The 15,691-nt window shown below is 36.5% G+C and carries 16 protein-coding genes and 1 tRNA gene; all 17 read left to right on the plus strand.

All coding sequences use genetic code 11. The annotated features are described in order from the left end of the window. Positions 1-371 precede the first annotated feature (371 nt). The 17 genes from H6W53_RS21165 (at position 372) to H6W53_RS21245 (ending at position 15,689) form a co-directional block, all read left to right on the plus strand. On the plus strand, positions 372-1,208 hold the full coding sequence (locus tag H6W53_RS21165; protein WP_185209575.1) for an energy transducer TonB: 837 nt from the start codon (positions 372-374) through the stop codon (positions 1,206-1,208). Between the two features lie 165 nt (positions 1,209-1,373). Then, the gene (locus H6W53_RS21170; RefSeq protein WP_087712453.1) at positions 1,374-2,147 is read left to right on the plus strand and encodes a ParA family protein; all 774 of its coding nucleotides are present in this window, start codon (positions 1,374-1,376) and stop codon (positions 2,145-2,147) included. Between the two features lie 35 nt (positions 2,148-2,182). Further along, positions 2,183-3,073 (plus strand): ParB/RepB/Spo0J family partition protein, encoded by an 891-nt coding sequence (locus H6W53_RS21175; protein WP_087712454.1) that lies wholly within the window; start codon positions 2,183-2,185, stop codon positions 3,071-3,073. Continuing rightward, positions 3,074-3,715 carry a DUF5683 domain-containing protein gene (locus H6W53_RS21180; protein WP_116097759.1) on the plus strand — a complete coding sequence of 214 codons (642 nt, stop codon included), beginning with the start codon at positions 3,074-3,076 and terminating at the stop codon, positions 3,713-3,715. A 142-nt stretch (positions 3,716-3,857) separates the two neighbouring features. Then, positions 3,858-4,559 (plus strand): 4-hydroxy-tetrahydrodipicolinate reductase, encoded by a 702-nt coding sequence (dapB, locus tag H6W53_RS21185; RefSeq protein ID WP_185209578.1) that lies wholly within the window; start codon positions 3,858-3,860, stop codon positions 4,557-4,559. Between the two features lie 122 nt (positions 4,560-4,681). Then, complete coding sequence (lepB, locus tag H6W53_RS21190) at positions 4,682-6,343, plus strand: signal peptidase I (protein WP_185209580.1); 1,662 nt, start codon at positions 4,682-4,684, stop codon at positions 6,341-6,343. 112 nt (positions 6,344-6,455) lie between these two features. Then, the gene (locus H6W53_RS21195; RefSeq protein ID WP_410500873.1) at positions 6,456-7,076 is read left to right on the plus strand and encodes a WbqC family protein; all 621 of its coding nucleotides are present in this window, start codon (positions 6,456-6,458) and stop codon (positions 7,074-7,076) included. Positions 7,077-7,080: 4 nt separating this feature from the next. Further along, complete coding sequence (locus H6W53_RS21200; protein ID WP_185209585.1) at positions 7,081-8,757, plus strand: S8 family serine peptidase; 1,677 nt, start codon at positions 7,081-7,083, stop codon at positions 8,755-8,757. A 125-nt stretch (positions 8,758-8,882) separates the two neighbouring features. Further along, complete coding sequence (locus H6W53_RS21205; protein WP_087712458.1) at positions 8,883-9,377, plus strand: lipocalin family protein; 495 nt, start codon at positions 8,883-8,885, stop codon at positions 9,375-9,377. Positions 9,378-9,399: 22 nt separating this feature from the next. Then, complete coding sequence (locus tag H6W53_RS21210; protein WP_116097767.1) at positions 9,400-10,089, plus strand: OmpA family protein; 690 nt, start codon at positions 9,400-9,402, stop codon at positions 10,087-10,089. A 107-nt stretch (positions 10,090-10,196) separates the two neighbouring features. Then, complete coding sequence (locus tag H6W53_RS21215; RefSeq protein WP_185209587.1) at positions 10,197-11,084, plus strand: decaprenyl-phosphate phosphoribosyltransferase; 888 nt, start codon at positions 10,197-10,199, stop codon at positions 11,082-11,084. Next, complete coding sequence (locus H6W53_RS21220) at positions 11,081-12,397, plus strand: FAD-binding oxidoreductase (RefSeq protein WP_116097769.1); 1,317 nt, start codon at positions 11,081-11,083, stop codon at positions 12,395-12,397. Before H6W53_RS21215 ends, H6W53_RS21220 begins: the two co-directional genes overlap by 4 nt. A gap of 5 nt (positions 12,398-12,402) precedes the next feature. Then, on the plus strand, positions 12,403-13,128 hold the full coding sequence (locus tag H6W53_RS21225) for an SDR family NAD(P)-dependent oxidoreductase (RefSeq protein WP_185209589.1): 726 nt from the start codon (positions 12,403-12,405) through the stop codon (positions 13,126-13,128). Positions 13,129-13,199: 71 nt separating this feature from the next. Then, the gene (locus tag H6W53_RS21230; protein WP_076392211.1) at positions 13,200-13,787 is read left to right on the plus strand and encodes an HAD family hydrolase; all 588 of its coding nucleotides are present in this window, start codon (positions 13,200-13,202) and stop codon (positions 13,785-13,787) included. A gap of 117 nt (positions 13,788-13,904) precedes the next feature. After that, on the plus strand, positions 13,905-15,080 hold the full coding sequence (locus H6W53_RS21235) for a cysteine desulfurase family protein (RefSeq protein ID WP_185209591.1): 1,176 nt from the start codon (positions 13,905-13,907) through the stop codon (positions 15,078-15,080). An 85-nt stretch (positions 15,081-15,165) separates the two neighbouring features. After that, the gene (gene trxA, locus H6W53_RS21240) at positions 15,166-15,483 is read left to right on the plus strand and encodes a thioredoxin (RefSeq protein ID WP_108411389.1); all 318 of its coding nucleotides are present in this window, start codon (positions 15,166-15,168) and stop codon (positions 15,481-15,483) included. A 132-nt stretch (positions 15,484-15,615) separates the two neighbouring features. Next, a tRNA-Asp gene (locus tag H6W53_RS21245) sits at positions 15,616-15,689 on the plus strand. Positions 15,690-15,691: the final 2 nt, after the last annotated feature.

Consider the following 15,691-nt stretch of genomic DNA (forward strand, 5'->3'; position numbering starts at 1 on the left):
TTATTTCGTAAATTCCGACCACCAACAACCAACCATTTTTTTTTCAGGGTTTTTTTTCTCGTTTCCGCTCCCCGTTTTTTGGGGTTTCGGGGGGCGAAAAAGCCCCCTCCGAAACCTCAAAAAGAGCTCACACATGCCGCTCAATCTGGGCTAAAATACAGGTCTGCAATTTTAACTTTCTCCGTAAAATATTTAAACTCAGGAATTTATTATTTACAATATAGTTAAATTTCTTACTTGGCATGAAAATTTTAAAAACGTTATCATTTTAACAAATATTTGGCAAAAAATTTGATATTGAATCAATGCTTATTGGTAAGATCATAAAAACTAATAATCAATTTTTTTTTAACAGTTTAAATATTTTAGTGATGAAACACACAAATCAAAATCAGGAATTTCGTTTTAACGAAGTTCTTTTCGAACACCGTAACAAAGAATACGGAGCTTATGTATTAAGAAGAGAATCAGACAGAATCTTAACAAAAGCATTTTTTATAGGAGTCAGTGTATTGGCTGCCGTTTCTTTAACTCCGCTTGCGATTAATGCATTTAAGAATCCCGAAGTGACTGACGAAGGAGGGTATGAATTACCTCCACCAATTCTTATTAATGATTATGATGATACTCCACCTCCAGTAGCAGTTCTGCCTCCAAAAGCACCATCTGCTCCTGTAAAAACATTCGATGATACGGTTCCGACACCTACTTCTCATGTAACCAATGAAAAAGTTGTAGAGAAAATTGAAGGAGCTGTTGCAGGAACAAGAAATAATCCTGATGGAGAAACTGCTCCACCGAATACTTATATACCAACAACTCCAACTATCGGAACTGGTCCTGTAATTACTACCGCTCCACCAGTAGTACCTAAAGAGGATCCCAATAAGATTTTCAATAGTGTAGATTTGGGAAAAGAAGCAAATTTTGATGGTGGAATAGACTCGTTCAGAAATAAAGTAATGAGTAATTTTGACGGATCAGGCTTTGATTCTGGTGAATTAATGAAAACCACCATTACTTTCATTGTAGAAAAAGACGGTACCATTTCTGGAATAAAGGCTGCGGGTTCAGATGCAGACTTCAATAGTGAGGCGGTAAGAACAATCAGATCGATTAAAGGAAAATGGACACCTGCAAAAAACAAACAGGGTGAATCCGTAAGAAGTTATTTCAAATTTCCGATCACGATGAAATTTGATCAATAAGACATAAAAAACAAATCTTGAACAGTTATCCACAAAGAATTTTTTTTGTGGATAATTTTTTTTATTGCTAAATTGCTTATTAACAATATTTTAACTCAAATTTCGTTTTATCCCTTTATTAAGAGCAGGGAAAAATGTGTATTTTTGAAACTTAAAGTTCTAACAATGGCAAAAATCATAGGTATCGCTAATCAGAAAGGAGGAGTTGGGAAAACAACAACAGCTGTTAATTTAGCCGCAGCATTAGGGGTATTAGAGAAAAAAATATTAATCATCGATGCAGACCCTCAGGCGAATGCAACTTCAGGTTTAGGCGTGGAAGACGTAAGATATTCTACATACAATCTTTTGGAGCACAGTGTAGATACGGCAAAATGCATCAAGCAGACAGCAACTCCGAATCTGGATATTGTACCTTCTCACATCGATTTGGTAGCAGCGGAAATTGAGCTTGTCGACAAAGAAGAGCGTGAGTATATGCTGAAAAAAGCTTTGCAGAGCGTAAGAGACGATTATGATTATATTATTATCGATTGTGCGCCGAGTTTAGGTCTTATTACCGTAAATGCACTTACAGCAGCAGATTCTGTAATTATCCCTATTCAGTGCGAATATTTTGCGTTGGAAGGTCTTGGAAAATTACTGAATACCATTAAAAACGTTCAGAAAATCCACAATAAAGATCTTGATATCGAAGGTCTGCTTCTTACCATGTACGACAGCCGTTTGAGACTATCCAATCAGGTCGTGGAAGAAGTAAACTCTCATTTCCCTGAAATGGTATTCGAAACCATCATCAGCAGAAACGTACGATTAAGCGAAGCGCCAAGCTTTGGAGAAAGTATCCTGAATTACGATGCGGAAAGCAAAGGAGCAATACAGTACATTCAGTTGGCAGAAGAAGTTTTATTGAAAAACGAGAAATTAGTAAAGAATTAAAAGCAGCTAGCTAAGCTAAACGCTAAAAACAAAATATGAAGGATAAAAAAAGAGCGATGGGGCGTGGTTTGGGCGCAATTCTTAGTGCCGAATCCAAAGCAACGATCAATTCTGCCACCGATGAGGGAGCAGATAAGTTTGTAGGGAATATCGTAGAAATTGCATTAGAAGATATTTATCCCAATGCGTCTCAGCCAAGAACTTATTTTGACGAAAAAGCATTGAACGAACTCGCACAGTCAATTAAAAATTTAGGCGTTATTCAGCCGATTACTTTAAGAAAAGACGGCGAAAAGTTTGAAATTATTTCCGGGGAAAGACGTTACCGCGCAAGTAAAATTGCAGGTTTGGAGTCTATTCCGGCATACATCCGTCTGGTTAATGATCAGGAATTGCTTGAAATGGCACTTGTTGAAAACATCCAGAGAGAAGATCTTGATGCGATAGAAATTGCATTAACGTATCAGAGATTGATGGAAGAAATCGGTCTTACTCAGGAAAATCTCAGCCACAGAGTTGGGAAAGACAGAAGTACCATTACAAATTCCATCAGATTACTGAGATTACATCCGGATATTCAGAATGCGATCCGAAGCGGAGAAATTTCTGCGGGACACGGAAGAGCCATCATCAGCCTTGAAAGCGAAGAACATCAACAGATTTTGTTTGATCTCATCATTAAAGAAAAACTGAACGTTCGTCAGGCTGAACAGGCAGCTACAGCCATTAAAAACCCGAAATCTCCGGCGGCAAAAAAAGCAAAAGCCGAGCTTTCCAATAATTATAAAAGAGCGCAGAAAACAATTGCAGATATTTTAGATGTAAAAGTTGAAATCAAAGCCTCTCCAAACGGTAAAAAAGGTAAAATTGTTCTGGACTTCAAAAATGAAGATGAGCTGGAATATATTTTATCCCATATTAAATAAATGAAGAAAATACTTTTCACATTTTTTCTGTGTCTGTTTGCAGTTGCGTATTCACAGGTAAATCCTAACGACACCATTCGGGTAGACTATCGTCCGAAAGACAGTGTTGCCGTGGAAAAGAACAACACCAAAACAGAAAGCAGGGTAGTTGCAGATCTGGAAAAAGCAAACGGACCTACCAAAAAAACACTGAAACTGAATCCTACAAAAGCAGGATTGTATTCTGCTGTACTTCCGGGATTGGGACAGGTGTATAATAAAAAATACTGGAAGGTTCCTATTGTTTTAGGAGCAGTAGGAGCGGGAGTAGGAATTGCAGTATGGAATGACAACCAGTACAGAAAATACCGCGAATATTACATCGCCAAACTCAACGGAACACCGAATGAATTTGTCGATACCCATCCATGGCTCGATAAAGTGGCTCTCGGAAATGCACAGGACAGATCGAAGAGACAGAGAGATTACGCCATTGCAATTACAGGATTAATTTACATTCTGAACATCGTAGATGCGGTAGTAGATGCACATTTATACGAAGCAAGGCACGATCCGGATCTTACGCTGAATCCGGCAATGATTCAGGATCAGTACGGAATTGCACCTCCTAAAACCGGCTTAAGTTTAAGTTATAGATTTTAAAAATTAAGTAAAGCAGTCTTAGCTTATTGAAATCAAAGATTCGACGAAGTCAAACGCCTTTGCGAATGAAAAATATGCAGAAGAATTTTAAAGAAATCTTTGCGGGCTTTGCGTTAGATTATAAAATTAAATAAAGAAGTACATGAAAATAGCATTAGTTGGATACGGTAAAATGGGCAAGATCATTGATGAAATTGCCACGAAAAGAGGACACGAAATCGTTGCCCGGTTAAAAGAAACTCCAACTGCTGAAAATCTGAATAATCCTGATGTCGTAATTGAATTTTCGTTACCCGAAGTTGCTTACGAAAACATCAAAGCCTGTCTGGAAAACAAAATTCCTGTGATCTGCGGAACAACTGGCTGGCTGGAAAAAAAATCCGAAATTGAAAAATTGGCTGTAGAAAAAGAAACCGCTTTTTTATATGGTTCAAATTTTAGTCTTGGCGTTAATTTATTCTTTGCCTTAAACGAAAAACTGGCAGATTTAATGAAAAATGTGGACGAATATTCTTGTCAGTTAGAAGAAATTCATCACATTCACAAATTGGATGCTCCAAGCGGAACGGCAATTTCCATTGCCGAAGGAATTTTTAAAAACAATCCGAAATTCGATTCCTGGAAACTGGAAGAAACGCAGGGAAAACAACTGGGCATTTTTGCCATCCGTGAAGATGAGGTTCCGGGAACACACAGTGTTTTTTACAGAAGCGAAGTGGATGAAATCGAAATCAAGCATACCGCATTCAACAGAAACGGTTTTGCATTGGGTGCTGTAGTTGCGGCAGAATGGATTAAAGACAAAAAAGGAAATTTCACGATGAAGGACGTTTTGGGACTTTAATATTGTAACAAAATTCTTACATTGCAAACTAATAAGAATGAATGATGAAACGTTAATAGTGAATTTGTCATTATTATCAGACATCATTCATCAATTATATTATAGATTAGGCACAAAAATTTATGAATTATTTTTTAACGTACGCAGTTTATGTTCTCATTTTATCTGTATTGATGGGAATTTCCACATGGAAACTGTTCAAAAAATTAGGATATAATCCGCTTTTCGCGTTTATTCCTTTTTACAACTATTTCATTATTTTAAAAGAGACAAAACATCCGAAATGGTGGGCAATTTTATCGTATCTGCCAATCGTGGGACCTATTATGATGTCTGTTTTTCATTTGTATTTAATGAAAAAATTCGGGAAAACGCTCTTTAAGGATCAGCTTCTTACCGTAATTCTTCCGTTTATCTATATGGCAACGGTAAATTATGGAAAAGATGTTGAATTGGAAGACGAAAATGCAATATTCCTTACCGACGAAGAAAAAAACGCAAAAAAGAAAGATTCATTTGTTGGGTCTGTTACGTTTGCCGTAGTTTTCGCAACAATAATTCACGTTTTTGTAACGCAGCCTTTCGGAATTCCGACAGGATCTATGGAAAGAACTTTATTGGTAGGTGATTTCCTTTTCGTTAACAAATGGAGCTACGGATACAGACTTCCGATGCGTCCCCTTGCAATTCCTTTCCTTCAGGGAACCATCATGGATACAGGAGAAAAAGGAAACCCGAAAGATGATCCTAAATCTTATGTGGATGCTGTAAAATTACCTTATGAAAGAATTTTTCAGTTCAATAAGCCTCAGAAAAAAGACATCGTTGTTTTCAATTATCCGCAGGATTCTGTGCATACCGCGATCGACAGAAAAGATCCTTACGTAAAGAGATGTGTTGCTGTTGCAGGAGACACTTTCGAAATGAGAGCCGGAAGACTTTTCGTTAACGGAAAAGCTGAAACATTTTTAGGAGATCAGGAAGTTCAGCATGCATACACAGTAAGCACAGGAACACAGTTAGATATTCCGGGACTTTATAATACTTATGGATTTTTGCCTGTTAGAGAAATTCAAAACGAGAAAAGCGGAGGATTTGTTTATATGTTTCAGGGACTTACTGATAAAACGGCTAAAGAGATTAAAGCTTTGCCCAACGTTATCAGTATGGAAGAAAATATCTATCCTAAAGATTCTGCCACGATTTCTTATAAATTAAATGCTGATAAAACAGCATACACCAAAAGTATTGATACCACCCAGTCTATTTTCCCAATCAATAAACCATGGAATCAGGATTGGTATGGACCTTTAAAGATTCCTAAAAAAGGAGATGTCGTTACCATCAATCAGGAAACATTACCGGAATATCAATGGATTATTTCACAATATGAACATAATAAGCTGGAGAATAAAAACGGTAAAATTTTCATCAATGGAAAAGAAACCAATCAGTATACCATTCAGCAGGATTATTATATGATGGTCGGAGATAACAGAGACGCTTCTTTGGATGCAAGATTCTTTGGTTTTGTTCCTGAAGAAAATATCGTTGGAAAACCAATGTTTACCTGGATGAGTGTTCAGGGAGTGTTTGCGGATGCAAGTTCTACTTATCAGGCTCCTAAAAAAGTTCGTTGGGAAAGAATGTTTAAAGCAACCAATACAGGAGAAGCCAACAAAACGTCTTACTGGTGGATTGCAGCGATGATTCTTATTCTGTTCTTCGGGTGGGAATACTTCGTGAAATTATTCAGAAAGAAAAAGACGGAAGACGATGTGTAATTCACTTTGTCAAAGTTTAAATCTTTGACAAAGTTTCAAAATCAATTATTTAATTGAAAAAATAAATTATAAATAGAATGAAGTATTTGAAAAAATACTTCATTTTTGCATTATGAATATGAAGAATGTATTATTACCGGCGTTTTATTTACCGCCAATTTCATGGTTTTCAGTGTTTTTAGATCCTGAAAATGAAATTATATTTGAACAGTTTGAAAGTTTTCCCAAACAAACCTACAGAAACAGAGCCAATATTTTCGGAGCAAACGGAAAATTATCATTAATCATTCCTATTGCTCATAACGGATGCAGAGCATTTAAGGATATTGAAATTTCTCACCGTGAAGACTGGAGGAATCTGCATTGGAAATCCATTAAAACGGCATATCAGAGTTCGCCTTATTTTGAATTTTATGAAGATAAATTCAGAAAAATTTATGATCTGAAAGAAAAATATCTGTTGGATTTTAACCTGAAAACTCTTGAAATCGTTCAGCAGATCCTTAAAACGGAAAAGGCACACTCTTTGAATGAAGAATATATCAAATTTCCGGAAGAAATTAATTTCAGAGATCAATTTTCGGCAAAACTACCTTCAGAATACGAAATGGACGAATATTATCAAACGTTCTCTGATAAACGTGGTTTTTTGAAAGATTTATCAGTTTTGGACTTAATTTGTAACAAAGGACCGGAATCTATGACTTATATTAAAAATATTAAATATTCATAGTAAAATGAAAAAGGTATTATTAGCAGCTGTTTTTTTAGTGGGATTTGGTTTCTCTAACGCACAGGAAGTGAAAGCGGGGACAGATCCGATGCAGGATAAAGATCTTATGACATGGTATCATAAAGATTTCGCTACAACGAAAGTTTATGGTGTAAATACAGAAAATGCCTATAAGTTTTTAGAATCTAAAGGTCTTAAACCTAAAACAGTTTTGGTGGGAGTTTTGGATAGCGGAGTTCAGGTAGATCATCCCGGATTGGTAAAAAACATCTGGACAAATCCTAATGAAGTGCCGAACAACGGAAAAGATGATGACGGAAACGGATATATCGACGATATTCACGGATGGAATTTCATCGGTGGAAAAAACGGAGATATTGATATCGATAACATGGAGGTAACCAGAGTTGTTGCTAAATATAAGCCTGTTTTTGAAGGAGACGATTCTACAAAAAACAAAGCAAATCAAGCTAAAATGCCTGAAGAATTTGCCATGTATATGAAAGCCAAAGATCTTTTCACCAAGAAAAGTGTGGAGGCAAAACAGGGTTTCAAAACCTATTCCATGATTAATGAGGCAATTCCCGTAATGGTAAAACTACTGAACGGAAAACCTCTTACTCCTGAAAATGTTGCCGCTATAAAACCGGCAGATCAGAGAGAAGCAATGGCGGTACAGGTTTTAACACAGGTTGCTCAAAGTCCTGAATTTAAAGGAAAATCGGCTGCTGAATTTGAAAAAGCAATGAGCGGCCAGATTAAAGAAGCTTTAGACTATTTTGGTCCTCAGGAAAAACAATACAATCTGGATTACGATCCGAGAAAAGAAATCGTAGGAGATAACTATGACGACTATTCTGAGAAAAACTACGGAAACAACCATTACGAAGGTCCGGATGCAGAACACGGAACTCACGTTGCAGGAATCATCGCTGGTCTTCCCAACGGAAAAGAAATACAGTATGGTGTCGCTTCAAAAGTAGCGAAAATTATGTCTGTAAGAACCGTTCCGAATGGTGACGAAAGAGATAAAGACGTTGCCAACGCAATCAGATACGCAGTAGATAACGGAGCGAAAGTTTTAAACATGAGTTTCGGAAAACCAGTTTCTCCGGGTAAAAATGTAGTTTGGGATGCATTTAAATATGCTCAGGATAAAGGAGTTCTTCTGGTAAAAGCTGCAGGAAACGAAAACGAAGATGTGGCAGAACATTTAGCTTATCCTACCAATTTTAAAAATGTAACAGATGAAAAACCATTTGTAAACAACGTTTTGGTTGTAGGAGCAAGTACCAATAAAAATGATGCTTTAAGAGCGAGTTTCTCCAACTTCAATAAGAAAATGGTAAATGTTTTTGCTCCGGGTGAAGAAATTTATTCTACCGTTCCTCACAATGAATATAAATATTTACAGGGAACTTCCATGGCTTCTCCGGTTGTAGCAGGAGCTGCAGCGGTTTTATTAGCCTATATGCCTAATTTAACTCCGGCACAGATCATAGAATCTTTGGTGAAATCCAGCAACCCAAGTACTGCAAACCAATTTGGGGATTTCTCTGAAGCAGGAGGTGTAATTGATCTTAAAAAAGCAGCGGAATATGCATATACAAACTTCTATAACGGAAAAGGAGGTGCTTCAAAGAAGGCTGAAAAATCCGTAAAAAAGACTGTTAAAAAATAGTATATCTTCCTGTATTTAAGAAAGAAACATATAAAGTCCGAAATTTTCGGACTTTTTTTATTGGTAATATTTAATTTTGGCACGGTTTTTTGTAACTTTATTGTAACAAAATAATAAACAACAAAATGAAAAAGTTACTACTTGCAGGGATGTTGGGAACAGCGCTTTTTGCAGTGTCTTGTTCCGCGGTGAATAATGCTAAAACAGCCCAAACTCAAAGATCAGAATTTTTGAAAATGAAAGGAGACTGGCAGATCGTCAGTGTGAATTACGATAAAAATTTTAAAGTAAAGCCATTCGATGACGGAGTAGATGCACAGTGTTTCGTAGGAAGCCACTGGAGATTGATTCCAAATAACTGGACAGGAGCGTATACATTAAACGGAGGAGGAACCTGCGGAACAGGATTTACACAGCCAATTAAGATTGATGTGGTAAGCGGAAATACTTTTAATTTCAAAAAAATTGCTGACGGTACAAAAGCAAAACAAAATACGGCAGGTTATACTTTAACGCTGATTAATCAGAATACAGACCAATTCTCATTGGAACAGAATATTCCTTTCGACGGAGAAAACGTAAGAGTTGTTTACAACTTCGAGAGAACAGGAATGAAATAACTTAACATAAAAATATAAAAAGATGAAATTTACAAAAACATATATCGGAGCGTTATTTTTATCATCAGCTTTATTGCTTACAAGCTGTGAGGCGGTACAGAATTCTAATCACCAGCAAAGAGGAACAGCAGTAGGTGTTGCTTCAGGAGCTGTGATAGGCGGTATTTTGGGAAATAACGTAGGAAAAGGTAAAAATGCTGCTTTAGGAGCTGTCTTAGGAGGTATAATCGGTGGTGTTGCTGGTAACGTTATCGGTTCTAAAATGGACAAGCAGGCTAGAGAAATTAAAGAAACTTTACCGGGAGCTCAGGTAGAAAGAGTAGGAGACGGTATCAAAATTACGTTGAATGAAAGCATCGTTAACTTTGATTTCGATTCTTCAGCTTTAACAAGTACTGCAAAAACAAACTTAGATAAACTGGCTCAGGTTTTAACGAACAATCCGGATACCAATATTAATATCTACGGACATACAGACAGCAAAGGTTCAGATTCTTACAATATGAGTCTTTCCGAAAGAAGAGCAAACTCTGTAAAAGCGTATTTAGCAGGTAAAGGAATTGCTTCAAACAGATTATTTGCTTTAGGTGAAGGAGAAAGTATGCCGGTTGCAACAAACGATACAGAAGAAGGTAGAGCTAAAAACAGAAGAGTAGAATTCGCTATTACTGCCAATGAAAAAATGATTAACGACGCACAGAACGGTCAATAATTATTTAACATATAAATATTTTCGTGAATAACCGCAATAGCGGTTATTTTTGTATTTTTATGGTGATATTTTTTGAAATTACTATTTTTGCATTTGAAACAACATAAATGAAGAAATATTTAAAGCTGCTCCGTGTTGAGCAATGGGTGAAGAACCTGTTTGTTTTTGTTCCTCTTTTTTTCTCGGGTAATATAAAAAACCTCGATTTACTCGCAAAAAGCATCTTTGCTTTTATCATTTTTTCTTTGGCAGCAAGTGTCGTTTATATTTTAAACGATTACAACGATATTGAAGCAGATAAGAAACATCCCGAAAAAAGGAGAAGACCTTTAGCGAGCGGAGCCATTTCAAAATCTCAGGCAGTAGGAATTTTTACAGGACTTATTATTCTGGACATCGCACTGGTTTTCTTTGCCCAAATGTATTTTCAGGAAAGTTTGTGGAAATTTGCAACCATTGTAGGATTTTATTTCGTGATGAATCTTGCTTACACTTTTAAACTGAAACACGTTCCGATTATTGATATTTCCATCATTGCGGTAGGGTTTGTATTAAGAGTTTTATCAGGAGGTTACATTACGGGAATAAGCATTTCACAATGGGCAATTTTACTCACTTTTGTACTTGCGCTGGTTTTAGCCATAGGAAAAAGACGCGGAGAACTCATTAATGCACAGGTTTCAGGAAAAACGAGAAGAGCTTTGGACGGCTACAATGTACAGTTTGCAGACATTGCACTCTCCATTTCCGTTACCCTCGCTATTGTCTGTTATCTGATGTTTACCCTGTCTCCTGAAGTTCAGGCAAGATTTCATTCAAGAGTATTTTACACCGTAATTTTTGTTGTTTTTGCTTTCTTAAGATATTTACAGCAGACTTTGGTATACAACAGAACCGAATCTCCCACGAAAATTGTTTACAGAGACAGATACATTCAGATCACCTTAATATTGTGGGTTGCTGCATTTTTAATTCAAATCTATTTTAAAAAATGAAGCCGAATTTTGTACAAAAAGTAACCAACTGGGGCAATTTTCCCATAGTGGAAAAAGAAATGAGGTCTGATGACAGCTTCAGAAAAATAAAAGAATTTGTTCTGAATCATAACGAAGTGATCGCTAGAGGAAACGGAAGATGTTATGGAGATTCTTCATTGGGAGAGCATATATTTTCAACCAAAAAATTAAATAAATTCATCAGTTTCGACCGTCTGAACGGAATTATTGAATGCGAATCGGGGGTTCTGCTTTCCGATGTGCTGGAAATTGCTGTTCCGCAGGGATATTTTTTATATGTAACGCCGGGAACGAAGTTTGTTTCTGTGGGAGGTGCCATTGCTTCCGATGTTCATGGTAAAAATCATCATGCTGAAGGATGTTTTTCCGAATATGTGATTGAATTTAAACTGATGATCGAAAACGGTGATATCATCAACTGTTCAAGAGAAGAAAATTCAGATAAATTCTGGGCGACTATTGGAGGAATGGGATTAACCGGGATTATTTTAACGGCGAAATTCAAGCTTAAAAATATTGAATCCGCATACATCCGTCAGGAAAGTATTAAAGCGGAAAATCTGGATGAAATCTTTAACTTGTTTGAAGAAAGTGAAAGCTGGACGTACACCGTTGCATGGATCGATTGTCTTCAGAAAGGTAAAAATATCGGAAGAAGTATCCTGATGAGAGGAGAACACGCTTTTCAGCATGAACTTCCTCAGAAATTCAAAGAAAAACCTTTACGTTTAAAGAAGAAATTTGAACCTACCGTTCCGTTTTATTTTCCGGGATTTGTTCTAAATAGTTTAACGGTAAAGATTTTCAATTATCTTTATTATAAAAAACAGTCCAAAAAGGAAGTTAAAAATTTTATTGATTATGAAACTTTCTTTTATCCTCTTGATTTCGTTCACGACTGGAATAAGATTTACGGAAAATCAGGCTTTATCCAGTATCAGATGATGATTCCCAAAGAATCCGGAAAAGAAGGAATGAAAAAAATTCTGGAAACCATTGCCAACAGCGGAAACGGTTCTTTTTTAGCTGTTTTAAAGCTGTACGGAAAAGAAAATCCGGAAGCTTACAATTCCTTTCCGTTTGAAGGATATTCTTTAGCATTGGATTTCAAAGTCAATTCCAAACTGAAAAAACTGATTGATCAACTTGATGATATTGTAGAGCAGTACAACGGTAAAATTTATCTTACCAAAGACAGCATGAGCAGATCTTCGCTTACCAACTATCTGAAAAATGTACAGAGCTCAAAATTTGTGTCTCTGCAGCATAAAAGAATTTTAAATAATATTTAGCAGACATGATCGTTTTAGGAAGTACATCGGAAGTAGCACAGGCTTTTGTAGAAAAAGCATTGCAGGAAGGAGAGAAATTTGAAAAAATCTATCTTTTTACCTCCAGTAAAGAAACGACCGAAAGATTTGCAAGGCATATTGATGTGAAATTTCTTCAGCAGTCCGAAGTGATAGAGCTCGATCTCCTGAAAGGGATAGATTACAATCAGTTTGATGATGTCAACTCAAATTTGCTGTTCTGTGCAACAGGATATTTAGGAGAGGGAACAGAAGAAGGATTGTATGACAATAAAAATACACAACGGATTATTGATATCAATTACGCTAAACTGGTTCCTGTGATGAATTATTTTGCGCAGAAATTTGAAAGCAGAAGATCCGGAACAATCATCGGTCTTTCTTCTGTTGCCGGAGATCGCGGAAGACAGAGTAATTTTATTTACGGAAGTGCAAAAGCGGCTTTCACAGCATATTTAAGCGGTTTAAGAAACTATCTTTTCGATAAAAAAGTTCACGTAATGACGGTAAAGCCCGGCTTTATGGAAACGAAAATGACTGAAGGTCTGCCTTTGAATCCAAAACTTACGGCAACCCCGAAACAGGCAGCAGAATCTATTTTCAAAGCTTATAAAAAACAGAAAAACGTAGCCTATGTTTTGCCGGTCTGGGGAATTATCATGATGATTATCCGAAATATTCCTGAATTTATTTTTAAAAAATTAAAGCTTTAAAATTATTTTATTTAAAATATACTTTCGATCTTTACGTTACAAGATAAATATTCTAAAATTGACTTACTTCAATGAAAAAACTGTACTGCTTCGATTTCGACGGAACGCTTACTTATAAAGATACTATGTTTATGTATCTGAAATTCTATGATCCTACAAGATTTCGTCTGCAGTTTTTGAAGCATGTTCCGCTTTTTGTTCTTTTAAAACTGAAACTTGCCGATACGGAAAAAGTGAAAAAAAGCTTTATCGGTTCCATTCTGAAAGGGCAGACTCAGGAAAAAATTGAAAAAAAATCCAGACAATTTTTTGAACATTATTATCCTAAAATCGTAAGGGAAAATGCCTTGGATTTTATTCAAAATATGGATCGTAATAATACGCAGAGTCTATTGGTTACCGCATCATTAGACATCTGGACAAAACCATTTGCCGAAGCTTTTAAAATGCAGCTTATTTCCACTAAAGCCGAGTTCAGAAACGGAGTTTTTACAGGAAACTTTGTGGGAAAAAACTGCAACGGAAACGAAAAACTGGTAAGAATTCAGCAGGAAATCAGCAATCATAAATACGATAAAATTATCGCTTTTGGAGATACTTCCGGAGATAAGCCGATGTTGAAGTGGGCGAATGAAGGACATTACCAATTTTTTCACTAATTTTGGGCGGTAAAATATACAGATGAAGCAGAGCCTTTTAAAACGATAAACTCTACTGATTTTGTAGGTTTTACAGATTGTACATATTCCACAGAAACTAATATTTTCAAAGTAAAAATGAATAAAGTATACCTTGATAACGCTGCAACAACTCCACTTTCGGAAGAAGTTATCGATGCAATGGTTGATACCATGAAAATGAATTTCGGAAATCCGTCCTCTACACACAGTTTTGGGCAGGAAGCGAAAATTCTTATCGAAAACGTAAGGAGACAGGTTGCAGACTATCTTCATGTAACGCCCGCTGAAATTATCTTCACCTCTTGCGGTACAGAATCGAACAATATGATTATAAAATCTGCTGTCGAGCATCTTGGAATAGAAAGAATCATCAGCTCACCCCTTGAGCATAAATGTGTTTCTGAGAGTGTTCTGGATATGAAAAGCAGAAAAGGAGTAGAGGTAAACTACATCCGTCCCAATGAAAAAGGAGATATTGATCTTCATAAACTGGAAGAACTGTTAAAAGCTTCTGACAAGAAAACTCTGGTAAGCTTAATGCACGCCAATAATGAGATCGGAAATCTTATTGATATTAAAAAAGTGGCAGAACTCTGCAAGGCAAATAATGCGCTTTTCCATTCAGATACCGTTCAGACAATGGCTCACATGAATCTGGATTTTTCCGATATTCAGGTAGATTTTGCTTCTTGCAGTGCCCATAAATTTCACGGACCGAAAGGCGTTGGATTTGCGTTCATCAGAAAATCAAGCGGTTTGAAGGGAATTATTACGGGAGGACCACAGGAAAGAAGCTTAAGAGCGGGAACAGAAAATGTAGCAGGAATTGTAGGATTAGGAAAAGCTCTGGAAATCTCTCTTAAAAACCTTGAAGCATATACCCATCATATGCAGGAAATTAAAAGCTACGCCGTAGAAAGGCTCACAGCGGAAATTCCGGGCATTAAATTCAACGGAAGAAGTTCTGAGAAGGAGAACAGTCTTTACACCGTTTTAAGCGCTTTATTACCGTATAAAAACCCTCTTATCGGGCTTCAGTTAGATATGAAAGGAATCGCGATTTCTCAGGGAAGTGCGTGTTCTTCCGGAGCGTCAAAACCTTCTATGGTCATGATGATGGTTTTATCTGAAGATGAAATGGATCATTGTACGCCGCTTCGTATTTCTTTCAGCCATTTAACCACTAAAGAAGATATTGATGCACTGGCAACAGCGCTGAAAGAAATTTCTAAAGATTTCGTTATAGAAAATACAAATGTTGAGCATAGATAGTCTTATTACTCAAAAAGCGTAATTTTGATTATCCAATTAAGGAAATTATAAAAGAATAATATTAATTTAAATAAAAGAAACAAAAATGGCTTTAGAAATTACAGATAGCTCATTTCAGGAAACGGTTTTAAAATCAGATAAGCCGGTATTAGTAGACTTTTGGGCAGTATGGTGCGGACCTTGCAGAACGTTGGGACCAATCATCGAAGAAGTAGCAAACGATTTCGAAGGAAAAGCAATAGTTGGGAAAGTAGACGTAGATAACAACCAGGATATTTCTATGCAATACGGGATCAGAAATATTCCTACAGTTCTTATTTTTAAGAACGGAGAAGTGGTTGACAAATTAGTAGGAGTAGCTCCAAAAGAAGTGATCGCAGAGAAATTAAGCGCTCACTTGTAAAAAAATAAATTTGATAATGAACGCCTTCCGTTTTTGGAAGGCATTTTTTTTGAAATAAATTTGCAGGTAACGAAAAAAGTTGTACTTTTGCCATCACAAAAAAGAAACGAAGTTCTTTAGAAACAAAAACATGATCCGGTAGTTCAGCTGGTTAGAATGCCGCCCTGTCACGGCGGAGGTCGCGGGTTCGAGTCCCGTCCGGATCGCA

Source organism: Chryseobacterium sp. C3 (assembly GCF_014218905.1).
Classification (GTDB): Bacteria; Bacteroidota; Bacteroidia; order Flavobacteriales; family Weeksellaceae; genus Chryseobacterium; species Chryseobacterium mucoviscidosis.

Bases quoted from the DNA above. Each gene is read 5' to 3' on its own strand.
- H6W53_RS21165 (WP_185209575.1), top strand. From the start codon at position 372: ATGAAACACACAAATCAAAATCAGGAATTTCGTTTTAACGAAGTTCTT.
- lepB (WP_185209580.1), top strand. From the start codon at position 4,682: ATGAATTATTTTTTAACGTACGCAGTTTATGTTCTCATTTTATCTGTA.
- H6W53_RS21215 (WP_185209587.1), top strand. From the start codon at position 10,197: ATGAAGAAATATTTAAAGCTGCTCCGTGTTGAGCAATGGGTGAAGAAC.
- dapB (WP_185209578.1), top strand. From the start codon at position 3,858: ATGAAAATAGCATTAGTTGGATACGGTAAAATGGGCAAGATCATTGAT.
- H6W53_RS21180 (WP_116097759.1), top strand. From the start codon at position 3,074: ATGAAGAAAATACTTTTCACATTTTTTCTGTGTCTGTTTGCAGTTGCG.
- H6W53_RS21220 (WP_116097769.1), top strand. From the start codon at position 11,081: ATGAAGCCGAATTTTGTACAAAAAGTAACCAACTGGGGCAATTTTCCC.
- H6W53_RS21200 (WP_185209585.1), top strand. From the start codon at position 7,081: ATGAAAAAGGTATTATTAGCAGCTGTTTTTTTAGTGGGATTTGGTTTC.
- H6W53_RS21210 (WP_116097767.1), top strand. From the start codon at position 9,400: ATGAAATTTACAAAAACATATATCGGAGCGTTATTTTTATCATCAGCT.
- H6W53_RS21225 (WP_185209589.1), top strand. From the start codon at position 12,403: ATGATCGTTTTAGGAAGTACATCGGAAGTAGCACAGGCTTTTGTAGAA.
- H6W53_RS21205 (WP_087712458.1), top strand. From the start codon at position 8,883: ATGAAAAAGTTACTACTTGCAGGGATGTTGGGAACAGCGCTTTTTGCA.
- trxA (WP_108411389.1), top strand. From the start codon at position 15,166: ATGGCTTTAGAAATTACAGATAGCTCATTTCAGGAAACGGTTTTAAAA.
- H6W53_RS21235 (WP_185209591.1), top strand. From the start codon at position 13,905: ATGAATAAAGTATACCTTGATAACGCTGCAACAACTCCACTTTCGGAA.
- H6W53_RS21195 (WP_410500873.1), top strand. From the start codon at position 6,456: ATGAATATGAAGAATGTATTATTACCGGCGTTTTATTTACCGCCAATT.
- H6W53_RS21175 (WP_087712454.1), top strand. From the start codon at position 2,183: ATGAAGGATAAAAAAAGAGCGATGGGGCGTGGTTTGGGCGCAATTCTT.
- H6W53_RS21170 (WP_087712453.1), top strand. From the start codon at position 1,374: ATGGCAAAAATCATAGGTATCGCTAATCAGAAAGGAGGAGTTGGGAAA.
- H6W53_RS21230 (WP_076392211.1), top strand. From the start codon at position 13,200: ATGAAAAAACTGTACTGCTTCGATTTCGACGGAACGCTTACTTATAAA.